The 26,066-nt window shown below is 37.4% G+C and carries 30 protein-coding genes, 1 tRNA gene and 1 riboswitch; of the genes, 17 read left to right on the forward strand and 14 right to left on the reverse strand.

The features are described from left to right. Positions 1-51: 51 nt before the first annotated feature. Together ACHABU_RS14360 and lipA are read left to right on the forward strand one after the other, a co-directional pair. The gene (locus ACHABU_RS14360; protein WP_435765582.1) at positions 52-915 is read left to right on the forward strand and encodes a lipoate--protein ligase family protein; all 864 of its coding nucleotides are present in this window, start codon (positions 52-54) and stop codon (positions 913-915) included. After that, a complete protein-coding gene (lipA, locus tag ACHABU_RS14365; protein ID WP_435765583.1) occupies positions 887-1,831 on the forward strand; it encodes a lipoyl synthase in 945 nt (314 codons plus the stop codon). The genes ACHABU_RS14360 and lipA overlap by 29 nt, the downstream gene beginning before the upstream one ends. Before the next feature lie 321 nt (positions 1,832-2,152). On the opposite strand, the gene ACHABU_RS14370 is transcribed toward lipA, so the two are convergent. After that, positions 2,153-2,368 carry a hypothetical protein gene (locus tag ACHABU_RS14370; protein WP_435765584.1) on the reverse strand — a complete coding sequence of 72 codons (216 nt, stop codon included), beginning with the start codon at positions 2,366-2,368 and terminating at the stop codon, positions 2,153-2,155. Between the two features lie 128 nt (positions 2,369-2,496). Here ACHABU_RS14370 and ACHABU_RS14375 point away from each other — a divergent pair, with 128 nt between their 5' ends. Together ACHABU_RS14375 and ACHABU_RS14380 are read left to right on the forward strand one after the other, a co-directional pair. Beyond that, positions 2,497-2,628 carry a hypothetical protein gene (locus ACHABU_RS14375; RefSeq protein WP_435765585.1) on the forward strand — a complete coding sequence of 44 codons (132 nt, stop codon included), beginning with the start codon at positions 2,497-2,499 and terminating at the stop codon, positions 2,626-2,628. Positions 2,629-2,850: 222 nt separating this feature from the next. Next, entirely contained in the window at positions 2,851-3,399 is a 549-nt protein-coding gene (locus ACHABU_RS14380; protein ID WP_435765586.1) for a DUF4367 domain-containing protein, read from the forward strand. 48 nt (positions 3,400-3,447) lie between these two features. Here ACHABU_RS14380 and ACHABU_RS14385 read toward each other — a convergent pair whose 3' ends face one another. Next, positions 3,448-3,576 carry a hypothetical protein gene (locus tag ACHABU_RS14385; RefSeq protein ID WP_435765588.1) on the reverse strand — a complete coding sequence of 43 codons (129 nt, stop codon included), beginning with the start codon at positions 3,574-3,576 and terminating at the stop codon, positions 3,448-3,450. Positions 3,577-3,739: 163 nt separating this feature from the next. Between ACHABU_RS14385 and ACHABU_RS14390 the strand changes: the two genes are divergently transcribed. Beyond that, a complete protein-coding gene (locus ACHABU_RS14390) occupies positions 3,740-4,021 on the forward strand; it encodes a thioredoxin family protein (protein WP_435765675.1) in 282 nt (93 codons plus the stop codon). Positions 4,022-4,036: 15 nt separating this feature from the next. On the opposite strand, the gene ACHABU_RS14395 is transcribed toward ACHABU_RS14390, so the two are convergent. Genes ACHABU_RS14395 through ACHABU_RS14410 form a run of 4 tightly spaced genes read right to left on the reverse strand, consistent with a single transcriptional unit; the run spans position 4,037 to position 7,178 of the window. Continuing rightward, positions 4,037-5,257 carry a hypothetical protein gene (locus tag ACHABU_RS14395; RefSeq protein ID WP_435765590.1) on the reverse strand — a complete coding sequence of 407 codons (1,221 nt, stop codon included), beginning with the start codon at positions 5,255-5,257 and terminating at the stop codon, positions 4,037-4,039. Between the two features lie 14 nt (positions 5,258-5,271). Further along, positions 5,272-6,105, reverse strand: coding sequence for a hypothetical protein (locus ACHABU_RS14400; RefSeq protein ID WP_435765592.1), 834 nt, complete (start codon positions 6,103-6,105; stop codon positions 5,272-5,274). Next, positions 6,102-6,791, reverse strand: a complete 690-nt coding sequence (locus ACHABU_RS14405; RefSeq protein ID WP_435765593.1) for an ABC transporter ATP-binding protein — start codon at positions 6,789-6,791, stop codon at positions 6,102-6,104. The genes ACHABU_RS14400 and ACHABU_RS14405 overlap by 4 nt, the downstream gene beginning before the upstream one ends. A 12-nt stretch (positions 6,792-6,803) precedes the next feature. Continuing rightward, positions 6,804-7,178 (reverse strand): GntR family transcriptional regulator, encoded by a 375-nt coding sequence (locus tag ACHABU_RS14410; RefSeq protein WP_435765595.1) that lies wholly within the window; start codon positions 7,176-7,178, stop codon positions 6,804-6,806. 331 nt (positions 7,179-7,509) lie between these two features. Here ACHABU_RS14410 and ACHABU_RS14415 point away from each other — a divergent pair, with 331 nt between their 5' ends. Beyond that, positions 7,510-8,271 (forward strand): exodeoxyribonuclease III, encoded by a 762-nt coding sequence (locus ACHABU_RS14415; RefSeq protein ID WP_435765597.1) that lies wholly within the window; start codon positions 7,510-7,512, stop codon positions 8,269-8,271. Positions 8,272-8,390: 119 nt separating this feature from the next. Here ACHABU_RS14415 and ACHABU_RS14420 read toward each other — a convergent pair whose 3' ends face one another. From ACHABU_RS14420 to ACHABU_RS14430, 3 genes are all read right to left on the reverse strand, one after another. Next, entirely contained in the window at positions 8,391-9,338 is a 948-nt protein-coding gene (locus ACHABU_RS14420) for an MBL fold metallo-hydrolase (protein WP_435765598.1), read from the reverse strand. A gap of 634 nt (positions 9,339-9,972) precedes the next feature. Beyond that, positions 9,973-11,328 carry a tripartite tricarboxylate transporter permease gene (locus ACHABU_RS14425; protein ID WP_435765600.1) on the reverse strand — a complete coding sequence of 452 codons (1,356 nt, stop codon included), beginning with the start codon at positions 11,326-11,328 and terminating at the stop codon, positions 9,973-9,975. 3 nt (positions 11,329-11,331) lie between these two features. Then, entirely contained in the window at positions 11,332-11,598 is a 267-nt protein-coding gene (locus tag ACHABU_RS14430; protein ID WP_435765602.1) for a hypothetical protein, read from the reverse strand. Positions 11,599-11,753: 155 nt separating this feature from the next. Between ACHABU_RS14430 and ACHABU_RS14435 the strand changes: the two genes are divergently transcribed. The 7 genes from ACHABU_RS14435 to ACHABU_RS14465 all read left to right on the forward strand — a co-directional run bounded on the left by ACHABU_RS14435 (position 11,754) and on the right by ACHABU_RS14465 (position 16,397). Beyond that, on the forward strand, positions 11,754-12,368 hold the full coding sequence (locus ACHABU_RS14435; protein WP_435765604.1) for a spore coat protein: 615 nt from the start codon (positions 11,754-11,756) through the stop codon (positions 12,366-12,368). A gap of 218 nt (positions 12,369-12,586) precedes the next feature. After that, a complete protein-coding gene (locus ACHABU_RS14440) occupies positions 12,587-13,381 on the forward strand; it encodes a TIGR00266 family protein (RefSeq protein ID WP_435765606.1) in 795 nt (264 codons plus the stop codon). An 83-nt stretch (positions 13,382-13,464) separates the two neighbouring features. Continuing rightward, positions 13,465-13,635 carry a YfhD family protein gene (locus tag ACHABU_RS14445; protein WP_435765607.1) on the forward strand — a complete coding sequence of 57 codons (171 nt, stop codon included), beginning with the start codon at positions 13,465-13,467 and terminating at the stop codon, positions 13,633-13,635. A 117-nt stretch (positions 13,636-13,752) separates the two neighbouring features. Continuing rightward, the gene (locus ACHABU_RS14450; protein ID WP_435765609.1) at positions 13,753-14,208 is read left to right on the forward strand and encodes a YueI family protein; all 456 of its coding nucleotides are present in this window, start codon (positions 13,753-13,755) and stop codon (positions 14,206-14,208) included. Between the two features lie 130 nt (positions 14,209-14,338). Further along, positions 14,339-14,584 (forward strand): DNA alkylation repair protein, encoded by a 246-nt coding sequence (locus ACHABU_RS14455; RefSeq protein ID WP_435765611.1) that lies wholly within the window; start codon positions 14,339-14,341, stop codon positions 14,582-14,584. A 122-nt stretch (positions 14,585-14,706) separates the two neighbouring features. Next, positions 14,707-15,231, forward strand: coding sequence for a type 1 glutamine amidotransferase domain-containing protein (locus ACHABU_RS14460; RefSeq protein ID WP_435765613.1), 525 nt, complete (start codon positions 14,707-14,709; stop codon positions 15,229-15,231). Positions 15,232-15,254: 23 nt separating this feature from the next. After that, positions 15,255-16,397: a conserved virulence factor C family protein gene (locus tag ACHABU_RS14465; RefSeq protein WP_435765615.1), complete on the forward strand. Its 1,143-nt coding sequence runs from the start codon at positions 15,255-15,257 to the stop codon at positions 16,395-16,397. Between the two features lie 171 nt (positions 16,398-16,568). On the opposite strand, the gene panF is transcribed toward ACHABU_RS14465, so the two are convergent. The 4 genes from panF to ACHABU_RS14485 all read right to left on the reverse strand — a co-directional run bounded on the left by panF (position 16,569) and on the right by ACHABU_RS14485 (position 22,750). After that, positions 16,569-18,026, reverse strand: a complete 1,458-nt coding sequence (gene panF / locus ACHABU_RS14470; RefSeq protein WP_435765617.1) for a sodium/pantothenate symporter — start codon at positions 18,024-18,026, stop codon at positions 16,569-16,571. A 5-nt stretch (positions 18,027-18,031) separates the two neighbouring features. Further along, entirely contained in the window at positions 18,032-18,310 is a 279-nt protein-coding gene (locus tag ACHABU_RS14475) for a YhdT family protein (protein ID WP_435765618.1), read from the reverse strand. A 180-nt stretch (positions 18,311-18,490) separates the two neighbouring features. After that, positions 18,491-22,174: a 5'-nucleotidase C-terminal domain-containing protein gene (locus tag ACHABU_RS14480; protein WP_435765620.1), complete on the reverse strand. Its 3,684-nt coding sequence runs from the start codon at positions 22,172-22,174 to the stop codon at positions 18,491-18,493. 252 nt (positions 22,175-22,426) lie between these two features. Next, positions 22,427-22,750 carry a DUF4870 domain-containing protein gene (locus ACHABU_RS14485; protein ID WP_435765622.1) on the reverse strand — a complete coding sequence of 108 codons (324 nt, stop codon included), beginning with the start codon at positions 22,748-22,750 and terminating at the stop codon, positions 22,427-22,429. A 143-nt stretch (positions 22,751-22,893) separates the two neighbouring features. Here ACHABU_RS14485 and ACHABU_RS14490 point away from each other — a divergent pair. Beyond that, positions 22,894-22,966: transfer RNA gene (locus tag ACHABU_RS14490), tRNA-Ala, on the forward strand. A 162-nt stretch (positions 22,967-23,128) separates the two neighbouring features. Here ACHABU_RS14490 and ACHABU_RS14495 read toward each other — a convergent pair. Next, entirely contained in the window at positions 23,129-23,443 is a 315-nt protein-coding gene (locus ACHABU_RS14495) for a hypothetical protein (RefSeq protein WP_435765624.1), read from the reverse strand. A gap of 201 nt (positions 23,444-23,644) precedes the next feature. After that, a riboswitch (TPP riboswitch) is annotated at positions 23,645-23,759 on the forward strand. Positions 23,760-23,943: 184 nt separating this feature from the next. Here ACHABU_RS14495 and thiW point away from each other — a divergent pair. From thiW to thiE, 3 genes are all read left to right on the forward strand, one after another. Further along, positions 23,944-24,432 (forward strand): energy coupling factor transporter S component ThiW, encoded by a 489-nt coding sequence (gene thiW / locus ACHABU_RS14500; RefSeq protein WP_435765625.1) that lies wholly within the window; start codon positions 23,944-23,946, stop codon positions 24,430-24,432. Between the two features lie 112 nt (positions 24,433-24,544). Beyond that, on the forward strand, positions 24,545-25,351 hold the full coding sequence (thiD, locus tag ACHABU_RS14505) for a bifunctional hydroxymethylpyrimidine kinase/phosphomethylpyrimidine kinase (protein ID WP_435765627.1): 807 nt from the start codon (positions 24,545-24,547) through the stop codon (positions 25,349-25,351). Between the two features lie 24 nt (positions 25,352-25,375). Continuing rightward, positions 25,376-25,999: a thiamine phosphate synthase gene (gene thiE / locus ACHABU_RS14510; protein ID WP_435765628.1), complete on the forward strand. Its 624-nt coding sequence runs from the start codon at positions 25,376-25,378 to the stop codon at positions 25,997-25,999. Positions 26,000-26,066: the final 67 nt, after the last annotated feature.

Consider the following 26,066-nt stretch of genomic DNA (forward strand, 5'->3'; position numbering starts at 1 on the left):
TTTCCTGCAGTCCTTTTTAGTGAAGAATTTTGGATATAGGAGGTGAAAATATTGAACAGGCAATGGGCATTTATTGATACGGGTCTAAATGATGCGGCAATAAATATGGCGTTTGATGAATGTTTAATCAATTGGCATAGTGAAGGGAAAATCCCCCCAACACTCCGGTTCTATGGATGGTCGGCTCCAAGTCTATCTGTTGGGTATTTCCAAAAGGTGGAAAATAAAATTGACTTTGAAGCAATCGTACGCCATAACTGCCAGTTTGTTCGTCGATTGACCGGCGGCAGTGCGGTACTACATGACGACGAACTAACATACAGTTTGGTTATTTCTGAAAGTGAACCTGGCATTCCAAAGTCCGTACAGGAAGCTTATTACACTTTATCAAAGGGTGTTTTGGAAGGATATAAAAATTTAGGTATTCCCGCTGAATATGAACTGGAAAAGAAACGCTCAGAGTCAGGAAGAACAGCTATATGCTTCGAAAAACCGGCAATCTACGAAATGGTAGTGAATGGGAAAAAGTTATCTGGTAATGCACAAACAAGAAAAAAAGGTGTACTGCTGCAACATGGTTCTCTACCAATTAGCATTAACACGACAATGCTATTTGATTTATTTCAATTTTCTACCGATAAATTACGCGAAAGACAGCGAAATGGCTTTTCTAAGAAAGCGATTACAATCAATCAGTTAACAGATGAAAAAGTGAATGATGAAATATTGAAAAAGGCTTTTAAAGAAGGTTTCAAGAACGGATTAAATATTGATTTCCATCCGCTAAAACTGTCAGAAGATGATTGGAATGAAGTGAAAGAACTAGCCAAGACAAAATATGAATTGGATATACGGGATACTAACTTAGATAAGGAGCGTGCAAACATTGACAAAACAGGCAGAGTACATTCGTAAACCCGAATGGTTAAAAACGAAAATTAATACTAATGATTCCTACAAAAAATTAAAGAACTTAATGCGTGATAAGCGACTAAATACAGTTTGTGAAGAAGCAAAATGCCCTAATATCTATGAATGCTGGAGTGAGCGGAAAACAGCTACATTTATGATTTTAGGTGATACATGTACACGTGGTTGCCGATTCTGTGCGGTTAAAACAGGACTACCTAACGAACTTGACTGGGGTGAACCGAAACGTGTTGCTGATTCGGTTGAAATTATGGGACTGAAACATGTTGTTGTAACAGCGGTAGCTCGTGATGATCTAGCTGATGGTGGTGCAGCTGTTTTTGCCAATACGGTTCGGGCAATTCGGGCACAACGCCCCGGATGTACGATTGAAATCCTCCCATCAGATATGAAAGGTGATTATGAAAGTTTACATACATTAATGGACAGTGAGCCCGATATCTTTAATCACAATATTGAGACGGTTAGACGATTAACCAAACGTGTTCGAGCAATTGCCAAGTATGATCGGTCTCTCCTGCTTCTTAAGCGCGTAAAGGAGATTGCACCAAATGTCCCTACAAAGTCAAGTATCATGTTAGGTCTCGGGGAAACGAAAGAAGAAATCGTGGAAGCGATGGATGACTTATTAGCGCACAATGTCGATATTATAACCATTGGCCAATATTTGCAACCAACGAAAAAGCATTTAAATGTTGAGCGTTACTACCATCCGGATGAATTTGAAGAGTTAAAAAGAATTGCTTTAGAAAAAGGTTTTTCTCATTGTGAATCTGGTCCTCTTGTACGCTCGTCCTATCATGCTGATGAGCAGGTTAGCCAAACCTCTGCCCAAAAAAGAATTGACTATATGAAGGGTGTCGAGTCACAAGAAGATAAAGAAGTTAATTTTAAATTTTAATTTAAGCTTTCATATTTTAAAGGACCCCAACAATTTGCTTGGGGCCCTTTAACTAGGAATAATTTTTAAGCCCAAAAATGGATATCGTTCGATGCTACATATTTTTATTATCTTCATTAAAAAAAGGAGAAGCCAATGTTAATCGACCTCTCAGGTAATCATGGGTTGTTGGAATAAATCTATGACTACTATTGTCTAGATTTATACTTTATGTATATGTATCAGCTAGATGCCTTGTCTCGTCACTTTAACTACTGTAAACGTCCATTTTTTTAAAATCAGTAAAAATCCTTAAGCAAGTTGCACTTAAGGATCCTAAAATTATTGATTATCCTCTTTATTTTTAAACTTCCGTTCACTTTGTGAGGCATCTTTTGTTTTTGTTTTCTTCTTTTCATCTTTCATTTCAATCTTTAAATCTTCCAGAGGGATATCATCTGCAAACTTTTGATTTTCAAACTCATCGAGCTTCGTTCTGTCTTCCTCATTCCATTTTGTCTTTTCTTTGTTTGGTGATTGTTTATCCTGATTACTCATTACGTTCACCTCAATTGTCTTGTTTTAGTTCACTTATCCATTCTGATTAAGATATAAACATCATTTATGATTAAAATTCCCTTTCTTACTATACTAGAGTTAAGGCATATTACTCGGAGGTATAAAAAATGAGAGAATTTGAAGAACTTTCATCAATTCAAACAGTGGATAATTTTATAGTAGCAAATGAACTATCTGAGTATTGCAGACAGAATGAGCCACTACTGCGGAGTTTTGAGCCACCGTTTGCGGACAATTGAGCCAGTGAATGCGGAGTGGAGAGCCACTGATTATCATGAGAGAAAAATAGGCTTTTTCTATTTGCTGTCGACTTAGGGAACATAGTGCCGTTTTCTGATGAATGTAAATTTATTGTGTATTTTTTATAATTATCCAAACGATGGGTTGATTCCGAAGACTACTGGCATGTCGGTCCAAGTTTCCAACGACTATCTTACATGTGTTTATAAGGAGGTAAAACAATGAAGAAACGAAACGCTATCATCGGAGGTATTTTAGGGACAGCGCTTGTTATTTCTGGATTTCTTTTACAAGATGAATCCACATCAGCAGATTCATTTGAAAAGGTGAAGGTAACAGAAAATAATAAAGTAAAGTCCGAAAGCGTTGAAGGAATGGTGCAAGAGAAAGTACCGTTCGAGATTCGTAAGCCTGCGGTTATTCCGGAAGGATTGGTACCGGTGGAACCCAAAACAAAGACCATCACCCAAGGAGCCAATAAGTTAAATGTGATGCAGCAAGGATGGGTGGATAAAGATGCGGACAAAAAGTTAAAGTATCAACAAAAAGAATTGTTAATTACCCAATCCAGTGATGACGGATCAGTAAAACCAACGGAGATTCTTTCAAAAGGGGAAAAAATTGAGGTATCTGGTGTAGATGCTTGGTTGATTAGCCGAGGCGAACATAATCCTGTCCAAATCATGTTCTGGAAAGATAATCAGTATTTTAATGTCAGAGGTATGAACATCGAAGTGGACAAACTAATCGAAATTGCTGAATCTCTATAATAAGCAAAAAATAAAAGCCGGTAATTCCTAGTTAAAGGGATTGCCGGCTTATTTAATGTACGCTCTAGTTGCGAATTTCATAGGGACTGTATTTCTGGAGTGACCAGTACTTGAACTAATTGTTCGTTGACTGATTTCTTCATAATGCAGTTCCAGAATCCTACGAAAATTAATCATAAAAAAACCTCCTGTATAATAAAGTCATGCTTATATGCATGCATTTTTTATTATACTAGAGGTTTTCCTATTTATCTTGCTGACTCTCCTGTCCGCAAACGGTGGCTCATTTTTCCGCACTGACTGGCTCAAAAGTCCGCATAAGTGGCTCAATTTATATGCAATAATCAAACTATCCTTTCTCTATATTTCCAGACCAAATTGCAGTGTGTGTCATGGACTACTCCCACAAGTTCGAGCGTTGATGGGAAAATATCCAGAAATTAAACTGGGACACATCAATGCCGAAGCTGTAGAAGAAGTAGCTGGACGCTTTTCCATTTTTACCGTCCCTGTATTATTACTCTTTGTGGATGGAAAAGAATATGTACGTGAAGCACGAATTGTCCATATGGATCTATTTGAAGAAAAACTGGATAAAATATATGAAAACGTGGTCAGATAAAACCGACCACGTTTCTTACTTTAACTCCATTTCATAAATATTTAATATATAATCCAGTTGAGTCTCTTTCAAATTTTCCGTTACTATTACTCCTTCATATTTTATTTCCCCAGAGTCTAAGTCGATAACAAGTAATGGTGCTTCAGTATTCTTATTTTTTTCATGACCAACTAAATATAATTCTCCGTTTTTTATTTTCATACTAAAGTGATCATTCAAGCTATTACCACTATTTATATTGGAAAGATTGATCGTTTTTAAATTCTCGATCTTTTTACTGTCCATGTTAAAGGATGCAACCTTTATGTCTTTATCCGCCAGTTCAATACTATAAAGTGTTGAATCATTTAAATAGATGGACCCACTTGACACTTGTATTTCTTCTGGCAATTGAATACTTTCCAGCTCATTTGTTTTCAAATGATAGGCTATTAATTCACTTTCATTAGGTTCGAGATAATAATTTCCATCCGCATGCTGTACTTCTTTCATATATTCCTTTATGAAAACGAGATGTTTTGCTGATCCTATATCGGATTGGTCATGAATTAGATTCACATGAGCAAATTGTGCACTAGCTTGTTCTGGATTCACTTGTATAACTTCATCAGTAACTAACTTCTCATCTGTAATATTTAACCTATATACATGTATTTCATCTGATCTCCCATTTACAGAATGATTAACCGTTGTTACGATCATTTCATTGTTTAAAACTTGAACATCCTCAATTTGAACGTAATTGTATTTGTTCTTTTCCGAAATATTTATTGTAAAATCTTTTGTCTCATTCGAATCCTTTTCCAATATATCAATATCAAATGTAAATTCTCTTGGTCCATCAACGATGTAATTATCATTGATATCAGCATAAGCTAGTATTGCCTGGTCCTCAAAAACAGCCCAGATATTATCCTTTCCTCTCATAAAATTTCGATAATTCTTTTGAAGTCGCTCCATCTCGCCATCGGTGTAAATTCCTCCAAGGCGATCTAAAAAGGATTGCTCACTAGCATACATCGTTCCTTCTGAAGTGATTTCGGCATATTCACCGTTTATACCCTCGCTGTAATCTGCACGAATGGTAATATTCGCAATTTCATCTTCATTTCCGTTCTGTGTATCTAGGACAAATTCAGGATAATTATTACTTGCCATAGCAGATTGAATATAAAATGCTCCTATGGTTAAAACAGTTATGATACTAATTGAAATTAATTTCCAATAACGCAACATTTTCTCATCCTCCCTTAGACGGTTATTCTCTTATTCATTAGATAATTACTCAACCAAATGGATGCACCGATAACAATGATGGCTAAAATAAGTTCTACAAAAAATAATTCAGTTGGGTACAAGTAATTGGCACCAAAGAAAATTTCTAATACCAAAGGAAACAGAAATACTACTGTAGCCAATAAACTATATCCAAACCCTAATAAAATTCCCTTTAAACGAAAACTTCTTTCAAATAAAATGGCAGTAAATAGAATAAATATAGCCATAAAGCCAATTCCATAATTTATAATAAATTGCATAAATGAATCTGGTATTAAAATAAATAAATATGAAAAGTTATTAATGATATTACTAATTTCCATATCCGTTCTGAAATCAAATGGAACGATAAATTTAAGAATCGTACTTTCTATAGGTAATAAAATCAGTTGAATTGAAGTCAAACCAAGTACCATCAGAAATATCGACGAAGCTTTTGCTAGGAACACATGAAGCCTTGCATTGGGCAGCATTAGCAAACGATAGATAAACGTATTTTTGCCGAACCATTCACGGTACCATATGAAGAAACTATAGAAAATTAATGCCGCAATACACAGTGCGATTGGGCCCATAAACCATAAACTTTGTGTGATAGGTACCATACTCATGTGACCATTTTGCTGTAGAAATTGTTCTTTAGGTATGGAATCTATATTAATAGCCTGATTTGCTTTATCCAGATAGCTTCTTGATTTTACAATCACCCCTGCAATTTGTGAGATAATCGTTATTCCAATCAGCACTAGGTAGACCTTCATAAAACGTCCCAATTCAAAGTTGACCAGTTTGAAATAGCTCTTCATCCTCTATAAACCTCCCGCATTACATCAATGACAGACTTTCCTTCATTTTCACGCACTTCTTCTGCGTTAAACTCTTTCGAAACAACTCCATTATCCAGTAAAACTACTTTATCGATGATATGCTCGATATCATTAATTTCATGTGTGGTAATGATAACACCACGATCTTCTACTAAATGACTTGTAAATACATCAGCTATCTGTTCCCGACTAAAAATATCAATTCCGGAGAAAGGCTCATCCATTAGAAGATAGTCCACGTCGAGCGCTAATCCAAGCAGTAAATTGACTTTTGCTGTGTTTCCTTTCGAAAGGCTAGAAATCCGTTCCTCTTCCTTTAATTTAAAGAACCCTAGCAATTCGGTCGCCCGTTGCTGGTTCCAACTGTGATAGAAATCCTGCATAAACTGCATCGCTTGTGCAATTGTCATTTGCGGGGGCATCGTTATTGCATCTGGAATAAAAGTGATTTTTTCATAGGTTTCTTTTTTAATTTTGTCTCCGTCAATTAGAATCTTCCCACTATTTACAGGTGTTAGATTCATAATCGCATTTAGAATCGTTGTTTTCCCAACTCCATTAACACCGATTAGACACGTAATTTGTCCCTTTTCCGCTGTAAAGCTAACACCATTCAGTACTATTTTCCGTCCAAATTTTTTCGTTAAATTATTTACTTCTATCATGTTTACAACCCCCTATTCATTGAAATCTTCTTTATATTTTTCTTTGATTAATCCTACCAGTTCATCAATTGGTACATTAATTGGGCGAATGGATGTAATAAACGAATCAACAGCTTGAATTATAAGTTCTTCCCGTACCATGCCTATAACTTTTTCATCTCTTGTGATTTTACTTGGGCTATTCCCCTCGGTAAAGATCAAACCTTCTTCCTCCATTTCTTTGTACGCTCGTTGTGCAGTATTTGGATTGATTTTCAACTGATTCGCTAATTCACGACGTGACGGAATTTCCTGACCAGGCTCAACGTTCCCAGTAGCAATTTGTTCTTTGAAATGTCTCACAACCTGAACATAAACAGGCTCCCGCTTATTAAAACTGACATTCATGACACACGCTCCTATTATTTATTCTTAGCTGTATAATTCCACCGTATTATGTGCTTAATACGCTATTCACATATAAATGTGTATTAGATGCATAATACGCCTTCGAATGTATTATACGTTTAATACACTTAGAATGCAATAACATTTTTCAAATCGTTGTTCGACAATATATTTCCCGGGAAATTAATATTCACCAAAAATCGACTCGGCCGGCTATGATATAGATTAATTACTGTAGTTACAAGCATGATTGGACTTCCATCAGCAACTTTATCTATTCATGTGGTAAAATTGACAAATAAAATGAAAAAAAAGGGGAAATAATTAATCTATGAAGTTGGTATCTTGGAATGTAAATGGAATTCGAGCATGTGTAAAAAAAGGATTTCTTGATTATTTTAATGAGGTTAATGCTGATATTTTTTGTATACAAGAATCGAAATTACAGGAAGGGCAAATAAATTTAGAACTTGATGGTTATTTCCAGTATTGGAATTATGCAGTCAGAAAAGGATATTCTGGTACAGCTGTTTTCACAAAGAAAAAGCCAATTCGTGTTAAATACGGGGTAGGACAGGATGATTTTCAAGAAGAAGGGCGAATTATTACACTAGAATATGGAGAATTCTATTTGGTTAATGTTTATACTCCTAACTCAAAAAGAGACTTAAGTCGATTGGATTATCGTCTTGATTGGGAAGATGAATTGTATCGCTATTTAAAGGAATTGGATGGAATCAAGCCTGTTATCTACTGCGGAGACTTAAATGTTGCACATCAGGAAATCGATTTAAAAAACGATAAAACGAATCATGGAAACTCTGGATTTACTAAAGAGGAACGGGGCAAAATGACTCATTTACTCGAATCAGGATTTGTAGACACCCTCCGACATTTTCACCCTGATGAAGAAGATATCTATTCCTGGTGGTCTTATATGAAAACAATCCGAGAGAGAAACGTCGGTTGGAGAATCGATTATTTTGTTGCATCAGAGAGACTGGTACCTTTCTTAAAAGAAGCGCAAGTTCATTCACTTGTTATGGGAAGTGATCATTGTCCAGTTGTTCTTGAGATGAATGAACTTAATTAACAAAAATAATAAATTGCAAGGAAGACTGGAATATTCCTGGGAACTTAATTTTTCAAAGTAAAGATTAAAAAAAAGAAGCCAAGGACAACTCCTGGCTTCTTTTCGAACTGTAATTCAACCTACTGTTTCAATTTTTTAAAATAATCAATAATCCCTAGTGCACCTACCTGCAAGTCAAGGTTAATGAGAATATAGACTTCATGCTCATCTGCTATCCCTTTTTCCCTAAGATGCATTCTAACTTTTTCTAGTAGTCGCTGTGAAATGGTATCGTATCCTCTACCTTCTATAGCTGCCTGTTCTCCCACTTCCATGTAGGTTTCCAACCAACCGGAGACCTGATTTAAAGCTTCATCTACTTTTTCCGTCATGCCGAAATGACCAAAATATATCCTGTTTAGTTTTTTATCGCGAATCCGATTGATCGATGCTTCCATATCATTCGGATTAAAATGGTTCGGAGATGTTGAAGGTAAAAATAGATGAACCCCATCAAGCAGCAATTGTTCATACCGGACTCCAACTGTATCACCCGTAAACATTCCATTACTTACAGGATCATAGATACTTAAATGATGCTTTGCATGTCCCGGTGTGTCCCAAAACTCCAATATACATTCAGGTCCTATTTCCAACGTATCCCCTTCCCCTTTTATCAGCAAGCGATCTTCAAGCACTGGAATAATCGGATCAAATAATTCGGAAAAACTTTCTCCGTATACGGCTCTGGCACCTGCTGCAAGATGCTTAGGGTCTGCCAAGTGCCTTGCTCCTCTTGGATGAACAATAACTTTTGCGTTGGGACATTCCTTAATTAGCAATCCTGCTCCACCAGCATGATCCAGATGAATATGAGTTACGATTATATACTTCACTTCATCCAATGAATGTCCTAGATCTGATAGTCCAGCTTTAATATATTTTATAGATGGACTGGGGCCAGTTTCTACCAGTGTTAGATGTTCCTCGTTAATGACATAAGTACCGGTTCGATTGGATACATCCAGGTCAAAACCATCGATTAAATAAATTCGTTTATCTAATCGAATCGGGTCTTTTTCACGCATTTTTCATCCTCCTATTTATTGTTATAGTAATCTGATTATATATTCATCATATCATATTTGAAAATTTCTAATAACTCAACTTTCGCACCAATAAAATAGGTAACTGGGGTAAACTTAGAATGTCTCCATAAACTCCTTGCTACATTTGGTAAAAATAAAGATATTTTCGTAATGTTTATTGCTTGTTAATCATCGCAGAGTTGAGATAAACTACGAACTAGGATAAGTTACTTCGGCGACCGCTCTGGGGAAATATACTTGCGGTTCGCGGGCGGCTGGAGTCTTCGTATATTTCCCCAGAGCTGGTTTTAAGCTTACAAACTAATAACTGCATTAGTGATTTATAAAATTCATATCACCGAGCTTCACCAGTCCGGGTGAGCGGCGGGCGGTGACTCCTGCGGGAACAAAGGTTTTCGGTGGGGCGAGTAATCGCAGTCCCAGCACGTGTCCGAAGACCAGAAGAGTGGTTTTCTCTTCGGGGCTGAGGCCGTGCCCGCGGAAAGCATCCGCCCAGAGCGATCCCGGACGGCGGGAAAAGCAGTTACTTAAAGAAACCAAACAACCAGCAGTTACTTCGTAGTTTATGTAAAATGCGATGATGAAAAGCAACAAAATGAAAAAAGGATTAGTGCTATAGAACAAGATTGCTCACGATCCATGGCGCTGCATACAGCACCATGAATTGTACTCCATAATTAATGCCCCACCTATGTAATACCCCTGCAACCAAACCAATTAATAGAACACCGCCTATATTGATTAACCCTGCATCCATATAAGCCAACATAATAACAAGCGCTAAAAATACACCAAGTAAAGCTTCATGTGGGATATATTTAAATACAAAAGTACAGATCTGCTGCGAATATTTAACGGTAACAAAATACGTTAAGCTGATCGCTATGACTGCTCCAATAACTGTAGCAATAACAAAATCGCTCATTGATAAAATATGATGGAGGTTATGATCTTTCGTAAATACAGGGGGAGCATTAAATAAAGCCATACCCGGCCCTAAAGCTGTTGGTGATAATGGGACACCAATAGCAATTAAAGGAATTAGTATACCTGAAATATAGGTAGCATTCGTAACACCATCCATACTGGAAATTGCTCGTGTTGCTCTTTTTATAGGATCCTTAATTCTGCTCGATAAAACCTCTCCAAGGAATATTGTCATACCCGCCGGACTCATAAAAAATGTGAATACTCCAAGCACGGATGCAAATGCAGAAGAGACTGCCTCCTTTTTATCTAAAATTTTAAAAGGATTTGGAAATCCCTTCACCTTTTTTTGCTTCTTTAATACAATATCATTTGATTCTTTTCGCGGTAAATTACTGCGGATTTCATTATTTAGTAATTCAAGCAGTTTCAAAATAATTGGCCCTACAGTAATTCCGAGGAAAAACGAGGTGAACACTGTCGTATCTTCGGGAACCGCACCTACTCCCCAATATAAATGCCGCAGTCCTTGTATCAGTAAAGCAAACGGTACAATGGAAATCAATGCCAACCATCTGTTCTTTGTCATAAGTGCAAGAAATACTGCACCCCCGAAAAATATTTGATTGGAATAACCTGCAATGGTATCTCCAAAAGGAATAAGCAAATGAGCAAGAATTAAACTTAGCGGAACAGCAATGATGGTTCCTATTACAGATCCCGATGCCATTTTACGAATACTTACATCAGGCATGCCTTTATTTTTTAATACCATGGCATGCTCTACCATCGGAGCCGATAAAACGCCTCCTGGAATCCCTGCAATCGCAACTGGAATGGAATCAGTGAGCTTTTTTGCTACAATGGCCGATATAAAGAAGGCCAAAACGGAAATAGGCTGCATTCCAGATAATACTAAAATCAGTGTAACAGGCATTAATACTGCAGTTTCATCTGTTCCAGGTGCTATACCAATGATGGTGTATAATACTGCACCAAAAATAGATACTGCTATTAACTCCATGATTAGTGAAATGTCCATTGTCTATTTCTCCTCATCCTCAAATCTAAGTGTTCGTTTTGGTTTAATAATAATACTGCTGATTACAAAACCAATAACAACCCCAACCAATCCATATAAAAGAGGTTTAGGTGGGTCGTCTGGGGCGATTAAATAAGCCCCCATCGCAGTCGCTGTACAAAGTAAAATACTTAATAGTAAGTCCTTTATATCGACAACATCTTCCCAAACTTCAATATTATTCGCTTGCTTCCTATCTCGTCTCTCTTTTTCAGCCTTTTCATCCATCATGACTGGTCTCCTTTAAAATGCCTAATTGTCAACGGTAAAATTATACCGTTTTTTCATACGAAGAGCAAAATGTATAAATAGGTAATCATTTTATAATGAATAACTTATCTCCTTTAGTAAAAAATATCTTTGACTAATTAAAGGAGGTTTTTATTTTGCATAACCAACAACAAAGCCAAAATCTGCAAGGTACTTCACAGATGTCCGCAATGGAAAGTCATGGTGGACATGAAATGTTTGATGCACATGAAGCAATTTCAGGACTTATCGGTAGCATGGAACAATCATTGCTGTATGAACAGCATATCCAGGATCCGGAATTAAAAACAATGCTTCAAAAACACAAAACATATATGTCCCAAACGTATAATACGATTATCGAGACATTAAAAACCGGCCAAGAACCGAGTGTAAAAACCCAAACCTATAATATGGCACAAAGTAATGATGTGATTTATGGAATGAAGCCAACACAACCAAAATCACCTGCCCAATCCGCAACGGAATTAAATGATCAATGTATCTCCAGTTTTATGATGGGTAATTTAAAGTCATGTACTTCAGCCTTTACGATGACCGCATTGGAAGCAACTAATCCGGTATTAAGAAGAGTGTTTGCAGATAGCGTGCCACATATCATTGAAATGGCTTACGAGGTCTTTTTATACCAAAATAAACATCAGTATTACCAAGTACCTCAATTGAAACCTGAAGATATGCAAACTTATATGAATAGCTTCTCACCCGTTCAAAATACAATGAAACATTAACTGAATACACAGAAGGGCTCTCAGATTATGAGAGCTCTTTTTAAATACGGATTATCGTTATGGAAATTTTTGAATCTTTACTGAACTTATAACGTACTATTACTTAATAACTCAATTTGAGCAGTATCATCCTCAGACCTCCCATTTCTACCAAAGCGCATATTTGTTAATTTCACTCTGTAAAAGTTGAGTTAATAACGACGAAGGGAAGTAAAAATATGAATAATCATGAGATTGATTACAAGCTACATGGTGATGATATGCAATTCGTAGAGGTTGAACTTGACCCAAATGAAACAGTCATCGCTGAGGCCGGAAGCTTAATGATGATGGACGACCAAATTCAAATGGAAACAATTTTTGGAGATGGTACACAGAACCAAAGTGGGATCATGGGAAAATTACTCGGAGCTGGAAAACGAGTGATTACTGGTGAGAGTCTATTTATGACTACATTTACGAACGAAGGCGTGGGCAAAAAGCATGTTTCATTTGCTTCTCCATATCCAGGGAAAATTATTCCAATGGACTTAAGTGAAATCGACGGGAAACTAATTTGTCAAAAAGATGCATTTCTCGCAGCAGCTAAAGGTGTAGCTGTAGGAGTTGAATTTCAAAGAAAAGTTGGTGCAGGCTTCTTTGGTGGTGAAGGATTCATTATGCAAAAGTTAGAAGGCGACGGTATGGCCTTTGTACATGCTGGAGGTACAATCCATAAAAAAGTATTAGGCCCCGGTGAGACACTAAAAGTCGATACAGGCTGTCTTGTAGCAATGACAGGAACCGTGGATTATAATATTGAATATATCGGTGGCATTAAAACTGCGCTATTTGGCGGTGAAGGGTTGTTCTTCGCCACATTACGTGGCCCAGGTACAGTATGGATCCAATCACTCCCATTCAGCAGACTGGCAAGCAGAATTTTTGCGGCAGCACCCGAGCGTGGGGGATCTAAAGGAGAAGGAAGCGTGGCCGGCGGTTTATTCGATTTATTGGGTGGCGACAGGAAATAATCAAAGTAATACTTACCATGCAATAATGGAAGATAGTTGCACATACTATCCTATGTAACACTTTCTAAAACGAGGTGATTGACATGAGAAGAGACGATTATAAGAATAACAAAAATAATTATTTGGCACAAACACCTAAGAATTTAAAGTCGGACGGAATCGATGTTGAGTTTACCAATGAATTTGCTGACGTAGATGACAAAAAAGCTCAAGCTAGAAGCCGTGCCGCAGATAAACGAGCGCATAAAAAATAAATTCTTTTGAAATGCGATTCATTCAATGAATGAATCGCTTTCATTTTTCATTTATTGTATAAAATTATAGAATGTTGTACATTAGGAATAACCTAACTATAAGAAGGGTGATATTCAATGAGCAAGAAGAGCGTTGATGATTATCTTACAGATGGACTATATGGAACACGCCTTCCAAAAGAAAATGAACGAATTAAGTTTCTTGGCACGCTTAGAGAACGAATTGTTCTTGCACTTACAATCGGCCAAGTAATGACTGATTCCGGTATCAACAAACTCGAGGAAGCGATTAAGGAGAACCCAAAGGCAAAATTACTTATTAACGGACATGTATCCTATCGTTTTTTAAAAGCGGAAAAGGTGCTTGCCAATAAATATAACATTCATTATACAACGATTACAAATAATGAAAAGGATACGGATATTGGGGCTGTTCTAACCTACGACTATGCAATTGAGAAGGAGAATATATTTATCGAAGAAGAGCAACAAAACGAAGAAAGTGAAGCTGTTTCCGAAACAGACGACCAAAAGTCAATTTTTAGCAAAGTTAAAAAATGGTTCGGTCTCTAATTTCACCTATTTACATATTAATCATCCTTACCCAGAGCCAAAAATGGCAATGGGTTATTTTTTTACTTCTAATGCCTAAAATTAATAAAAAATATCTTCATTGGAATAATAAGCTTTGGAGGTGTTTATAATGAATCAACCGTATCGATGTCCGAATTGCAAAACAAATCGTTCCAGGTTTAATATTATTGAACAAGTTGCAAAACCAGTGAAGCTGAATGCTCAAACCGGGGAAATGATGAATGAATATACAAACGAAAGTGTAGAAGTTTTCCATCATACTTATAAAGGGCCACAGTACAAAATACAATGTGCTTCCTGTGGACTTGTTGAAAATGAAAATACTTTTGCCAAGTACGCGGAATACAATGGATAACATCATTTAATTTCTCGCCAATAGTTGAATATGCATTAACTCACTATGCTACAGCATCATAATCGAAATCTCTTCGTTCCTCTGTTACACTGGATGTATTATAACTATATGGAGGGATATGCATGCGCCTGCAAAATAAAAAGGTTATCGCGCTAGTGGAAAATGACTTCGAAGATCTGGAGCTTTGGTATCCGATTTTACGTCTTCAAGAAGAAGGTGCACAGGTCGATTTGATTGGTAAAGAAGCAAATAAGACATACATTGGGAAATATGGTGTCCCTGCAGAATCAGCATATGCTTTTACCGATATACGAGCAGATGATTATGATGCGATACTTGTACCCGGTGGATGGGCACCAGACAAACTAAGACGTTATCCGGAAGTAATTGAATTTATCCGTTCCATGGATGAAGCAAAAAAACCAATCGGACAAATTTGTCATGCTGGCTGGGTACTGATATCCGCAAATATTCTACAAGGAAAGAAAGTAACCAGCACACCTGGCATAAAAGATGATATGACCAATGCTGGTGCTACATGGAGCGATGAAGCGGTTGTCGTTGATGGGCATATTATTTCTAGTAGACGCCCACCAGACCTTCCACCTTATATGAAAGCTTTTGCTGACAAGTTAGCAAGTGAATAAATAAGGCAAAGGAGGCATGCACGATGAAAATTATTTCGATTGAACCAACACCAAGCCCTCACTCCATGAAAATAAATGTAAATGAAGAATTATCTTCAGGTGAGAACTACAATTTTAATGAAAAAGATAATTTAGAAAATGCTCCACACTATGTCAAACAACTTTTTAAAATTCAAGGCGTTAAAAATATCTATCGGGTTGTTGATTTTATTGCTCTGGCACGAAACCCAAAGACACCGTGGGAAGAACTTTTACCAAAAGTACGGGATGTCATTGGTACAGAAGAAGAAATCGAACAACCTAAACCTGCACCTAAACGGATAACCGAAGATGCCTTTGGTGAAGTGAACGTTTTTATACAAATGTTTCGTGGAATCCCTATGCAAGTCAAATTAGAAGACGGTAACGAAGAGAAACGGTTGGGACTTCCTGACATATTCACAGAGGCAGTTATGGAAGCTTCCCCTTCTTCTCCCAACGTGATTATGGATAGAACATGGGTAGAACAACATCCACGATATGGTACGATGGAGGAAATCGGTATCGATGTAGTTGAGGAGCTTTCAGCAAGTTTCGATAAAGATCGACTGGATACTTTAGTTCGAATGGCTTTTGACGAAAATGATTCAAGCGAAATGAACAAAAACAGCACGAAAAAAAGTCTCAATCTGGAAACTTTGGATCATCCTGATTGGAAAGTACGTTATGCAGCACTGGACCGTCTTAATCCTACTTTCGAGGACCTATCCTTGCTCGATAAAGCATTAGAAGATGAAAAATCATCGATTAGAAGGTTGGCAACTGCATATTTAGGGATGATTGAAGAACCGGAAGTGCTCCCCTTCCTATATAAAGCATTAAAAGATAAAGCTGTAAATGTCAGGCGAACAGCTGGGGACTGTATTTCCGATCTAGGATTTAAAGAGGCGATGCCTGAAATGATTGAATCACTTGCTGACTCTAACCGAATTGTACGTTGGCGTGCAGCTATGTTTTTATTTGAACTTGGGGATGAAACAGCAATTCCATCACTGGAAGCAGCTGCTGATGATCCTGAATTTGAAGTACGTATGCAAATACAATTGGCCATGGAACGTATTAAGGGCGGAGAGGAAGCAAAAGGTTCTGTCTGGCATCAAATGACACAGGCTACGAACGAGAGCTGACTTGAGTATTTACTCATATCAGCTTTCTTTTTTTTAATTGGCTGTTTTCACAAGACCGGGAAAAGCTGTTACTTCGCATTTTATCTCCATTGCGAGAATTATAAAGCAACATACATTACAAAAAGCGCCTATTTAAAAAACCTCTTTCATGTAAAAAGAGGTTTTTTAAATTTATTTGATAACCTGTTCTGAATTTTCCAATGCGACTGTATTTTTCCGTGTAGCGAGACTTAACCCGACATATGCGAAAAATGATAATACAATTGCGGTGACAACGGAATGCATACCGAATGGCTGTGGATAAAATGATTCGAATAAAATATAGCTACCAACACCTGTAATCATCGATGCAATTGCTCCATACTTATTACCCTTTTTCCAATAGAGACCCATAACTATCGGCCAAATAAATGCCGCTTCTAGCCCACCCATCGAAAATAGATTTAACCAAATAATTAAGTCTGGAGGGTTCAAGGACATTACAATGACGATTATTCCAATTACTGCTGTAACCCACATACTCATTCCCTTTACTTTGCTTTCCCTTGCATCAGGTTCCATGTAATTTAAATAAATATCTTTTACAATTGTTGAACTTACCAATAATAATAAAGAATTCACTGTGGTCATGATTGCCGCCATTGGTGCAGCCAATATTATCCCCGCAAGCCAGTTCGGCAATACCTGTTGCGCGACGAGCGGCATGACTGTATCGCCTATTTCCACTCCCGGTATAACGGGTCTTGCAAATACTCCTATTAAATGCATATTAAGCATAATGAATCCGACTACGATGGTACTTATCAAAATTCCCCGGTGCATAGATTTGGTATTTTTATAGGACATGGCACGTACTGCAATTTGCGGTAATGCCACCACACCAACACCAACCAATACCCAAAAAGATGAAACATATCTTGGCGTCAAATCGCCATTTGCTCCAAAAGGTGTTATTAGATTGGGATTCTCCGCTGCAAGATCCGAGATAATATTGGGTATGCCACCACCAGCGATAATAACAGCAATTAATAAGACTAGCGTACCGAAAAACATAACGATACCTTGTAGTGCATCCGTTAATGCTACCGCACGGAATCCGCCTATCACAACATACACAAGCACCGATATCGAAAAAATAAATAATGCCGCAATATAGGAAAAGCCTGTTAATGATTGAATTAAACGTCCTCCACCAATCCATTGCGCTGACATAGCAGAGAATAAAAATATTAAAATACTAATGGCCGATAAAATGACAACCCATTTTGATTGATAGCGTTCTTTTAAAAAGTCTACAATTGTAACCGCTTTATACTTGCGAGTTACGATAGCAAATTTTTTACCTAAAATCATTAACACAAAATAGCCTGTAGACAATTGAGTCATTGATAGTAATACCCAAGCAAGTCCTTGGTTATATGCCGTACCCGGGCCACTTAAGAAACTACTGGCACTCCCGTAGGTGGTTACCATCGTCATTGCCAAGACAAATCCACCTAGACTTCGCCCACCGAGGAAGTATTCCTGTAAAAACGAATTTGTGGATTTAACATATTTTCCTGCCCAAATTCCAACCACAAAAATAATTATGATAAATAATAATAACGGTAAAATAGCCTGCCAATTCATAATTCCTAAATCTCCTCATCATCTAATGGTAAGTTTTTAAAAAATACCTTTAAAACAATCCATACGAGTATAACCATTACAACAAATCCAAGCACACAGCTGTAAAAAAACCATGCCGGGAGACCGAAAACATAGGAATATTCGGAAGGGTCCTTACTTCCTAATCCATATGCAAAAGCATACCACCAAACAAAGTTAAAAAGTACTAAGCCTATACCAATTAGTGCCTCTTTATTCGCTGTTTTAAATCGATAATCGTCCTGGTTGATAACAGGTTTATTCATTTAGATACCTCCAAAACTACAATTCTCATTCTATCGTTTATTTTTTACCTAGTTCCAATATAATGTAAGTTAGCTAGATATGTAAACAAGTAGATGAAAAAGAAGGATACAACCACGATGGTCGCATCCTTCTTTTCTTTTAAGCAAAGATTTTATTATTCTCAATTATTTGCATACCTGTTACTGATTGAGACTAACCTTCAGCACTTTGTTTTGTACATCAATCATTTCAATTGTCTCTGTATTAGCTCCATTCGTAACTACCAAGGTTACTTCTTTTTCTTTCAGTAAATCTACCTGTTTTTTATTAAGCAGTAGATTTCTAGGTTTTCTCTCGTTGTAAATATTGATTAAAACGTGAGAACCATGGTCAACAGCTTCCAAATCTTTTGTGTGAACTGTCGCTGTACCGTTATTTTTCTTTGGTTCGATTTCCAGTACTTGTGGCTCTTCTTCTGGTTCACCTGGCTTTTCATCTGTTTCTGTAATTCTTCCTTCTGGCCCGTACTCAATTGGATTTGTTTCTGAGCTATTTAGGCTCTCTACAAATTCAACCATTGCATCAACATCAACCGGTCCCATAACTGGATTTTGGCCAAGGTCTTTAATTGGTCCATCGGATGTTCCCATATAATTATTCACGGTTAACGTATATGTTTCATCTTCATCAATTGGTGTACCATCTGGGAAGGTAACATCTACAACTTCACTTAACTCAGGGTTCCACGTATAATGCAATCCACTGATACTGTAATCCGGTCCATAAGTTGGTGATAATTGTTCATTAATAATTGGGTAAAGGTCAGCACCTGTTACTTCAACTGTCATTAAGGTATTTCCAAATGGAAGAATGTTATACAATTCACCCCAAGTGACTTCACCTGCAAGTAAATGGTCTCTAATTCCCCCACCATTCTGCATTGCAAAATCACTATCCATATTTGCTTTCATTCCATCTGCAATTAAGTTACCCAAACCGTGATCACCATTGTTTGTATAATCACCAATCAGATCTTGTGCATTATATCCTACTACTTCGTTTATAATAGGTGCAATTTGTTCTGAATAATAGCTCAACGTTTCAGTAACTGTTTCATCAGCAGTATAATCACTTTGTTTCACAAATACGATTTCAGCTTCTTTATTTACAATGTCTCCTGTATTTCGATCAATTTCTAGGTCCACATCTGCAAAAGCTTTTCCGTATTCAGAAGCTTGAACAATTAGCTTATTATCTACAACAGCATTATTTACTGCATGATTATGTGCTGCAAAGATAACATCTACTGTATCATCAACGCTATTGGCAAGATCAGCCGCTGCACCAGTAGCCGCTTCGCCAGATTGATAAGCTGGCATATGTGCAAGAATGATAATTGCTTCAACACCTTGCTCTGAAAGTTCAGCAACTGCATCGTTGACTGCTTCCGCTTCATCTGTAAATGCTACATTTTCAAGTGATGCCGGCATAACCATATTAACTGTTTCAATCGTATTGACACCGATAAAGCCAATATTCACGCCATCAACTTCTTCAATAGCATATGGTGGTAAGAATGTTTCACCCGTATCTTCATATACACAATTCGCACAAAGTACAGGGAAGTTCATTCCATCATAGGCTGTCCCTAAACCTTCTGGATGCTCTCCACCATCTACCATACGTAACAATTCTGGTAAGCCTTCATCAAATTCATGATTACCTACTGTTCCTACATCAAAACCGATTTCTTCCATAATTTCTACTGCTGGTTCATCCTGCAGGAGTCCTGAAACTGGTGAGCTTCCACCAATCATGTCACCAGCATGAACGATTAATGTATTTTCATTTTCCAGTTCACGTTCTTTAATGGCGCTCGCCGTATAATCCATGCGGCCATACATATCAGAAACGCCATCTCCATCAGGATCAAGCATATACTCCTGATCAATTTTCCCATGTAAATCATTCATGCTCAGTAGCTGTAATTCCAGTATATTTTCATCTGGAGTTCCTTCATCTCCAACTGAAGTATATCCATACGATTCAGCTTCATCTGCACTTGAGAAGAAGATTCGTTTCTCAACCGACACATCTGCCCAATCATTTGGTTCTACATATTCCATGGTGTCAGAATCTCCAACATAACGCAGGAATCCTTTTTGATCATCATTTGCACGGAATGCAAACGGCAATTCCAATAACGGATCTTCCGGATTCCAAATTCCTAATCCAGCATCTTGAGCTTCTTTTACTGCTTGCTGGTAAGTAGGATATGCTTCTTCATCAATTGGTGCAAGAAAGTACGTTGATGCGTAACCTGCCTCGACCATTTCTAGATTGATGTTTAGCCCATCTTCTTTACGAATAACTTCTGCTAAAATTCTTCCATAATCATCTGTTGGCTCTTCCCCGATTTTCAGATAAATCTCATCTCCTGGTTGAAGAAGCTCACCAATATAATTTGTGGCCAAATCACCATAGTATTTTTGATTTTCATTTATATCATCTCGAGCTGGGTCATCATTATGTGCAGCATACGTTTCTGCTGTATCCATATTCAGGAAGCGAACTCTCGTCTCACCGAAAACAGGTGTTTCTACACGAATTGTATCTCCATCTGTTATTCTCTCAACTGTAGTTTCATAGAGTCCTGCGGCGGTTGGCGGTTCCGGTTGTTCTTCTGCTACTTGCAGATCAGCCTGTTCTGTTGGAATAATCTGATAATCATTATATTGACTTACGATAGCAGTAATGTCATACCACATATTAGATTCTACTTGTGAGATATCCAGTGCATTCTCCATTACTCGTAAAATCGTTCCATTAAAATCTGTATCTACCAAGGATACATTATATCCACCACCAGCTGGGCTGCCTGGTATATTGTTAATATAGCCATTAATCTGGACTAATTCTCCCTCATAGGACTCTGCAATCTCTGGATTTTGAAGATCTTCAAGGGTAATTTGTTGTGCTTCTGGTAATGCTTGTCCTGTTTCCAGTACTTCAATCTCAGTTGGAATAACTTCTTTTAATCCATTATAGGAATCTAGTTCCCCAACAACTTGTACCCGATCCCCTTTTTGCAGGTCAGGTAACCCACCTTGTTCGAAAGCAAATAGATTAATGCCGCCAGTATCATCCTGTATGTAAGTTGTGAACTGGGAGCCATTACTGATTGCAGCATGATCTACTGTGACGATGCCTTCGACAGTTACCACTGTTCCATCACTTAAGTCACGAGCTTCTTCAATGGAATATTCATCTCCTGGTTCGCCAGGTTCAACAGGTTCCACGCCATCCATTGTATGACTGCCAAGGTATAAAAATTTATCACTAGCATAATCCATCCACTGTCCTTCATCATACGTTTCAGTTGGTGCTGTGACTGATGAATTTCTTACTAGATTCACATTTTCACCATAAGGAGTACGTTCACCAATGAAACCTAGTATATCCGTAGGTTCTCCATTATTTGTTAAAGCAAGTGCATCATCACCATTAAAATTAATGACAGAGCCATTTACGATATCTGCTTGATCAAGAATGGCCTGTTCAGCACTTGTATGGGCAAGAACCAGAACATCACCATGTGCAAGGGTACCGGAAAGTTCCAGTGTCTGACTTGCAGTAGAAGCACCATTGCTATATAACTCTAATCCATAGCCTGATAAATCCACCTCACTTCCCGTACCATTATAAATTTCTATCGCCTTGTTATGAGAACTACCTTCAATATACTCCGAAATAAATAAATCCTCTGCTGTCGCTTCATTACTTTCAGCAGCTGCAGACATAGAAAATACAGGTGTGAAATTCATGAATGTCAGCGCTAAAATAAGAAACATACTAACGGTCTTTTTAAAAGCTATACGCTTCATTGATACCCTCCGTTTTTTTAGAATATTTGTTCCAGATGCGAGATTTTAAGACAAAATCCGCACTAGTCCTTCTTAAATATTGCATAAAAGTAAGAGGGTTACTATGAAATATTTGTAAACTTTTGTAAATATATTGTAAATTCAGACCATTAGTACTATGTATTTTTAAAAAGGGTTCATAAGTCCTTCGTTCTATTTTCTGGATATAGTTCCAAAGAGTAAAAACAAAATAAGAGAACCAGAAATGTCCTCTTATTTAATGAAGTGAATAATAAAAGGGAATCTATATCGTTCCCCCTGATACGACTTGACCGCTGCAATAATTGTCAAAATAATTGCCATAATGCCTAATATAATGAGTATAACAATCCCCACTAATAAAATAATTAATAGTGTACCAATTGCTCCAAAGATAAAATAGGAAACCAAAAAATTAAAATATTCCTTTCCATGATAATCAACGAATTCGGACTCATCCCTCTTTAGTAACCAAATAAGTAATGGGCCTAAGATAGGAAAAGGAAAGCTAAGTACATAAATCAGCATAGAAAACAGACGCTCATCATTGGTTGGCAAAATAACCCTCCTTGTTTTTATTTTTTATAATAACAAATAAATTTATTGCTTTGTATAGTATATCTTATATTATCTAAAGCCATTACTCTAAAATTTTTCTTGAAAAATTGATAAAAAGTGGCTATAATCATAATTATGAATCTGGGGCATTAGCTCAGCTGGGAGAGTGCTTGCATGGCATGCAAGAGGTCAGGGGTTCGAGCCCCCTATGCTCCATCCTAAAATTAATAAGGTTAGATGGGACTTGTAAAAACATCCTATCTAACCTTTTTAAGTATAATAAAAACATTTTTACTGAGAAGTTATGACTGCGTGGCAGAAACTTGATTAAGAAATGGGGCTGAACACACGAATTGAAGAATAACCTAGTGGTCGCTTTTATTTTACCTTTTTGATAATATTTGCATGTGTGTCTAGTTGGTTCTGTGTATGTTTAAAGTTACTTCGTGTTTCAACAGTAAAATCATCTAGTTTTAATTCGAAGCGATTTTGATTTTTTTCCATCCGGGCTTGATTGATTGCCAATTGCTCCAGGCTTACCGTAAATTGCTCTTGATTTTTTCCCATTTGATCCTGACTCTTTTCCATGCGAACCTGATTCTTTGCCATCTGCTTTTGATTCAAGACTAAGTCTTCCTGCCCTTTTTGAAGCTTTCCTAATTCAGCAATAATCTGATCAAACTTTGCTTCCATTTCAACATATACCTCCTTTCTTTCTACATATTATACCAGAAAATATTTCAAATTGTAGACTATATTTATTCACTTTTATATTCTATTTCGTATCATTCGCCTTCCGTTCCACCTGGCAAAGTTGTACCAGGTTATCAAGTTAATACTGACAAAAGTTAAAAAATTTGGTAAGGTTACAGTTGTACACACAATTATATAGCATGAAACTACTAGGGGTGCCCAAATGAAATGTGGGCTGAGAGGAAAGCATTCACTTTCCGACTCTTATGGACCTGATCTGGTTAATACTAGCGGAGGGAAGTAGTCGGACGTTTATTATATCGTCTATTCTATTTTCAGCCTACCAAGCCAGGTCCATAAAGGATCTGGCTTTTTTGTTGACAGTTAAGAAAGTATAAACTACTTTCTTACTGCATAAGTGCAACGAAGGCTGTCACCCAAAAGCTTGGTGACGCCTTCGTTTTCTAATCGTATTTTATGAAAAATGTAGGGGGAATAATATGAATCGAACGCTTTTGTTAACAACAATGGCAGTTTTTGTAGCAATTGGAACGATAGGTGCTCAGTTATTGTGGTTTCCAACAGGGATCGCACGCGCATATCCTGTTCAGCATGCAGTCAATGTCATGGCAGCTATCATGCTTGGACCAGGTCCTGCAGTTGCCATCGCATTTATGATTGGCTTACTTCGGAACATGCTTGGTTTAGGTACTTTATTGGCCTTTCCTGGAGGCATGGTTGGAGCATTTCTAGCTGGTTATATTTATAAAAAAGGTGGTAAAAAGGGATGGGCAGTAATTGGAGAAACGATCGGTTCAGGAGTAATCGGATCTCTTTTCGCGGTACCATTTGCCCGCATTCTAATGGGTACCTCCGTTGGTGCATTTGCCTTTTTACCGGGATTTCTTGTCAGCAGCATTACCGGTGCTTTCATTGGCTGGTTTATCGTATCAAGAGTTAAAACCAAAAATTTAGCACGTATTAATTAGGAGGCTATATGATGACATTTACTGACGTATTAAGAAAAGCTGCTTCAAATGCAGAACTAAACAGAATCAAAGCATGTGACGAGTGGCCATCAAAAAGGGCGGTGTCATATCGATGAAACAAATACCTTGTGTCCTTACCATTGCTGGGACAGATCCTAGTGGTGGAGCAGGAATTCATGCTGACTTAAAAACTTTCCAGGAATTAAAAAGCTATGGTATGTCTGTTATAACATCCGTAGTTGCCCAGAATACTACTGGTGTCCAGGACATCCATCATGTGCCACTTAATATGATCAAACAGCAACTGGATTCTGTTATTTCGGATATGCCTGTTCATGCATTAAAGACTGGAATGATTGCCAATATAGATATGATGAAACTCGTGGTTAGTAAGATTTCAAAGTTAAATGCTCCATATGTTATGGACCCTGTTATGGTTGCAACAAGTGGAGACCCATTAATTGAAGAAAATGCGCGTGACTTTCTAAGAAAAGAGCTTTTGCCATTAGCTACTTTAGTAACACCGAATATCCCGGAAGCTGAATATCTGACCGGTGAAAGTATTGAAACGGTTGATGATATGAAACAAGCTGCAGAGCATATTGTTGAGAAATTTGGTGCCGGAGCTGCACTGGTGAAAGGTGGCCACATGAAAGGTGAAGCAATTGATTTCCTATACGATGGTTCAAGCCTTCATACCTTTTCTGCTAAACGAATCAATACTAAAAATACACACGGTACAGGTTGTACCTATTCTGCAGCTATTACAGCCTATTTGAGTCAAGGTTTACCATTAAATGAAGCCGTTAAAAAAGCGAAACATTTCGTTACGGAAGCAATTCAATATTCCTTTCCACTTGGATCTGGAAGCGGCCCAACAAACCACTGGGCAACACGATGTGAATCTTCACTCGATTAAAGTTTTCTAAAAGGGAGATAATGAATGAAACATCATATAAAACAAAACTTGCGTAAATATTTTATTATGGGCAGCCAAAACTGTACCATTGATCCTACAGAAATTTTAGAATCAGCAGCAGAAGCTGGAATTACAGCATTTCAATTTCGCGAAAAGGGACCCAAATCACTTACTGGCCATGCAAAGTTAGAATTAGGCAAGCAATTAAGAGATATATGCCGAAGACACCATATTCCGTTTATCGTTAATGATGATATTGATTTGGTAACCCCTCTAGATGCAGACGGGATTCATGTTGGACAAGACGATCAATCAGTAGAAGAATTACGTAAAATGTTTCCAACTAAGATAATTGGGCTTTCTGTATCAAATCCCTACGAAGTTGAAAAGAGTCCTCTACAGTTGGTTGACTACATCGGTGCAGGCCCAATTTATGCTACTAGCACAAAAACGGATGCTAAAACACCTGTTGGAGCAGAATGGATAACAACATTAAGAAAGCAATTTCCAGACCTACCTATTGTTGGGATTGGTGGCATCAATACTGAGAATGCATTGCCTGTAATTGATGCAGGTGCAGATGGTGTTTCTTTTATATCAGCGATTACAGCTGCTAACGATATTAATCTTGCTGTACAACGTTTATAAGTCATAGAAACTTTGAAACTTCTTTCTTTATGATTATAATCGAAATGAAAGTTCAATAGGGGGTGGA

The organism is Oceanobacillus sp. CF4.6, assembly GCF_051262635.1.
Lineage (GTDB): Bacteria > Bacillota > Bacilli > Bacillales > Amphibacillaceae > Oceanobacillus.

Bases quoted from the DNA above. Each gene is read 5' to 3' on its own strand.
- ACHABU_RS14370 (WP_435765584.1), bottom strand. From the start codon at position 2,368: ATGAGTAATCAGGATAAACAATCACCAAACAAAGAAAAGACAAAATGG.
- ACHABU_RS14375 (WP_435765585.1), top strand. From the start codon at position 2,497: ATGAGAGAATTTGAAGAACTTTCATCAATTCAAACAGTGGATAATTTT.
- ACHABU_RS14380 (WP_435765586.1), top strand. From the start codon at position 2,851: ATGAAGAAACGAAACGCTATCATCGGAGGTATTTTAGGGACAGCGCTT.
- ACHABU_RS14385 (WP_435765588.1), bottom strand. From the start codon at position 3,576: ATGATTAATTTTCGTAGGATTCTGGAACTGCATTATGAAGAAATCAGT.
- ACHABU_RS14395 (WP_435765590.1), bottom strand. From the start codon at position 5,257: ATGTTGCGTTATTGGAAATTAATTTCAATTAGTATCATAACTGTTTTA.
- ACHABU_RS14400 (WP_435765592.1), bottom strand. From the start codon at position 6,105: ATGAAGAGCTATTTCAAACTGGTCAACTTTGAATTGGGACGTTTTATG.
- ACHABU_RS14405 (WP_435765593.1), bottom strand. From the start codon at position 6,791: ATGATAGAAGTAAATAATTTAACGAAAAAATTTGGACGGAAAATAGTA.
- ACHABU_RS14410 (WP_435765595.1), bottom strand. From the start codon at position 7,178: ATGAATGTCAGTTTTAATAAGCGGGAGCCTGTTTATGTTCAGGTTGTG.
- ACHABU_RS14415 (WP_435765597.1), top strand. From the start codon at position 7,510: ATGAAGTTGGTATCTTGGAATGTAAATGGAATTCGAGCATGTGTAAAA.
- ACHABU_RS14420 (WP_435765598.1), bottom strand. From the start codon at position 9,338: ATGCGTGAAAAAGACCCGATTCGATTAGATAAACGAATTTATTTAATC.
- ACHABU_RS14425 (WP_435765600.1), bottom strand. From the start codon at position 11,328: ATGGACATTTCACTAATCATGGAGTTAATAGCAGTATCTATTTTTGGT.
- ACHABU_RS14430 (WP_435765602.1), bottom strand. From the start codon at position 11,598: ATGATGGATGAAAAGGCTGAAAAAGAGAGACGAGATAGGAAGCAAGCG.
- ACHABU_RS14440 (WP_435765606.1), top strand. From the start codon at position 12,587: ATGAATAATCATGAGATTGATTACAAGCTACATGGTGATGATATGCAA.
- ACHABU_RS14445 (WP_435765607.1), top strand. From the start codon at position 13,465: ATGAGAAGAGACGATTATAAGAATAACAAAAATAATTATTTGGCACAA.
- ACHABU_RS14450 (WP_435765609.1), top strand. From the start codon at position 13,753: ATGAGCAAGAAGAGCGTTGATGATTATCTTACAGATGGACTATATGGA.
- ACHABU_RS14455 (WP_435765611.1), top strand. From the start codon at position 14,339: ATGAATCAACCGTATCGATGTCCGAATTGCAAAACAAATCGTTCCAGG.
- ACHABU_RS14460 (WP_435765613.1), top strand. From the start codon at position 14,707: ATGCGCCTGCAAAATAAAAAGGTTATCGCGCTAGTGGAAAATGACTTC.
- ACHABU_RS14465 (WP_435765615.1), top strand. From the start codon at position 15,255: ATGAAAATTATTTCGATTGAACCAACACCAAGCCCTCACTCCATGAAA.
- panF (WP_435765617.1), bottom strand. From the start codon at position 18,026: ATGAATTGGCAGGCTATTTTACCGTTATTATTATTTATCATAATTATT.
- ACHABU_RS14475 (WP_435765618.1), bottom strand. From the start codon at position 18,310: ATGAATAAACCTGTTATCAACCAGGACGATTATCGATTTAAAACAGCG.
- ACHABU_RS14480 (WP_435765620.1), bottom strand. From the start codon at position 22,174: ATGAAGCGTATAGCTTTTAAAAAGACCGTTAGTATGTTTCTTATTTTA.
- ACHABU_RS14495 (WP_435765624.1), bottom strand. From the start codon at position 23,443: ATGGAAGCAAAGTTTGATCAGATTATTGCTGAATTAGGAAAGCTTCAA.
- thiW (WP_435765625.1), top strand. From the start codon at position 23,944: ATGAATCGAACGCTTTTGTTAACAACAATGGCAGTTTTTGTAGCAATT.
- thiD (WP_435765627.1), top strand. From the start codon at position 24,545: ATGAAACAAATACCTTGTGTCCTTACCATTGCTGGGACAGATCCTAGT.
- thiE (WP_435765628.1), top strand. From the start codon at position 25,376: ATGAAACATCATATAAAACAAAACTTGCGTAAATATTTTATTATGGGC.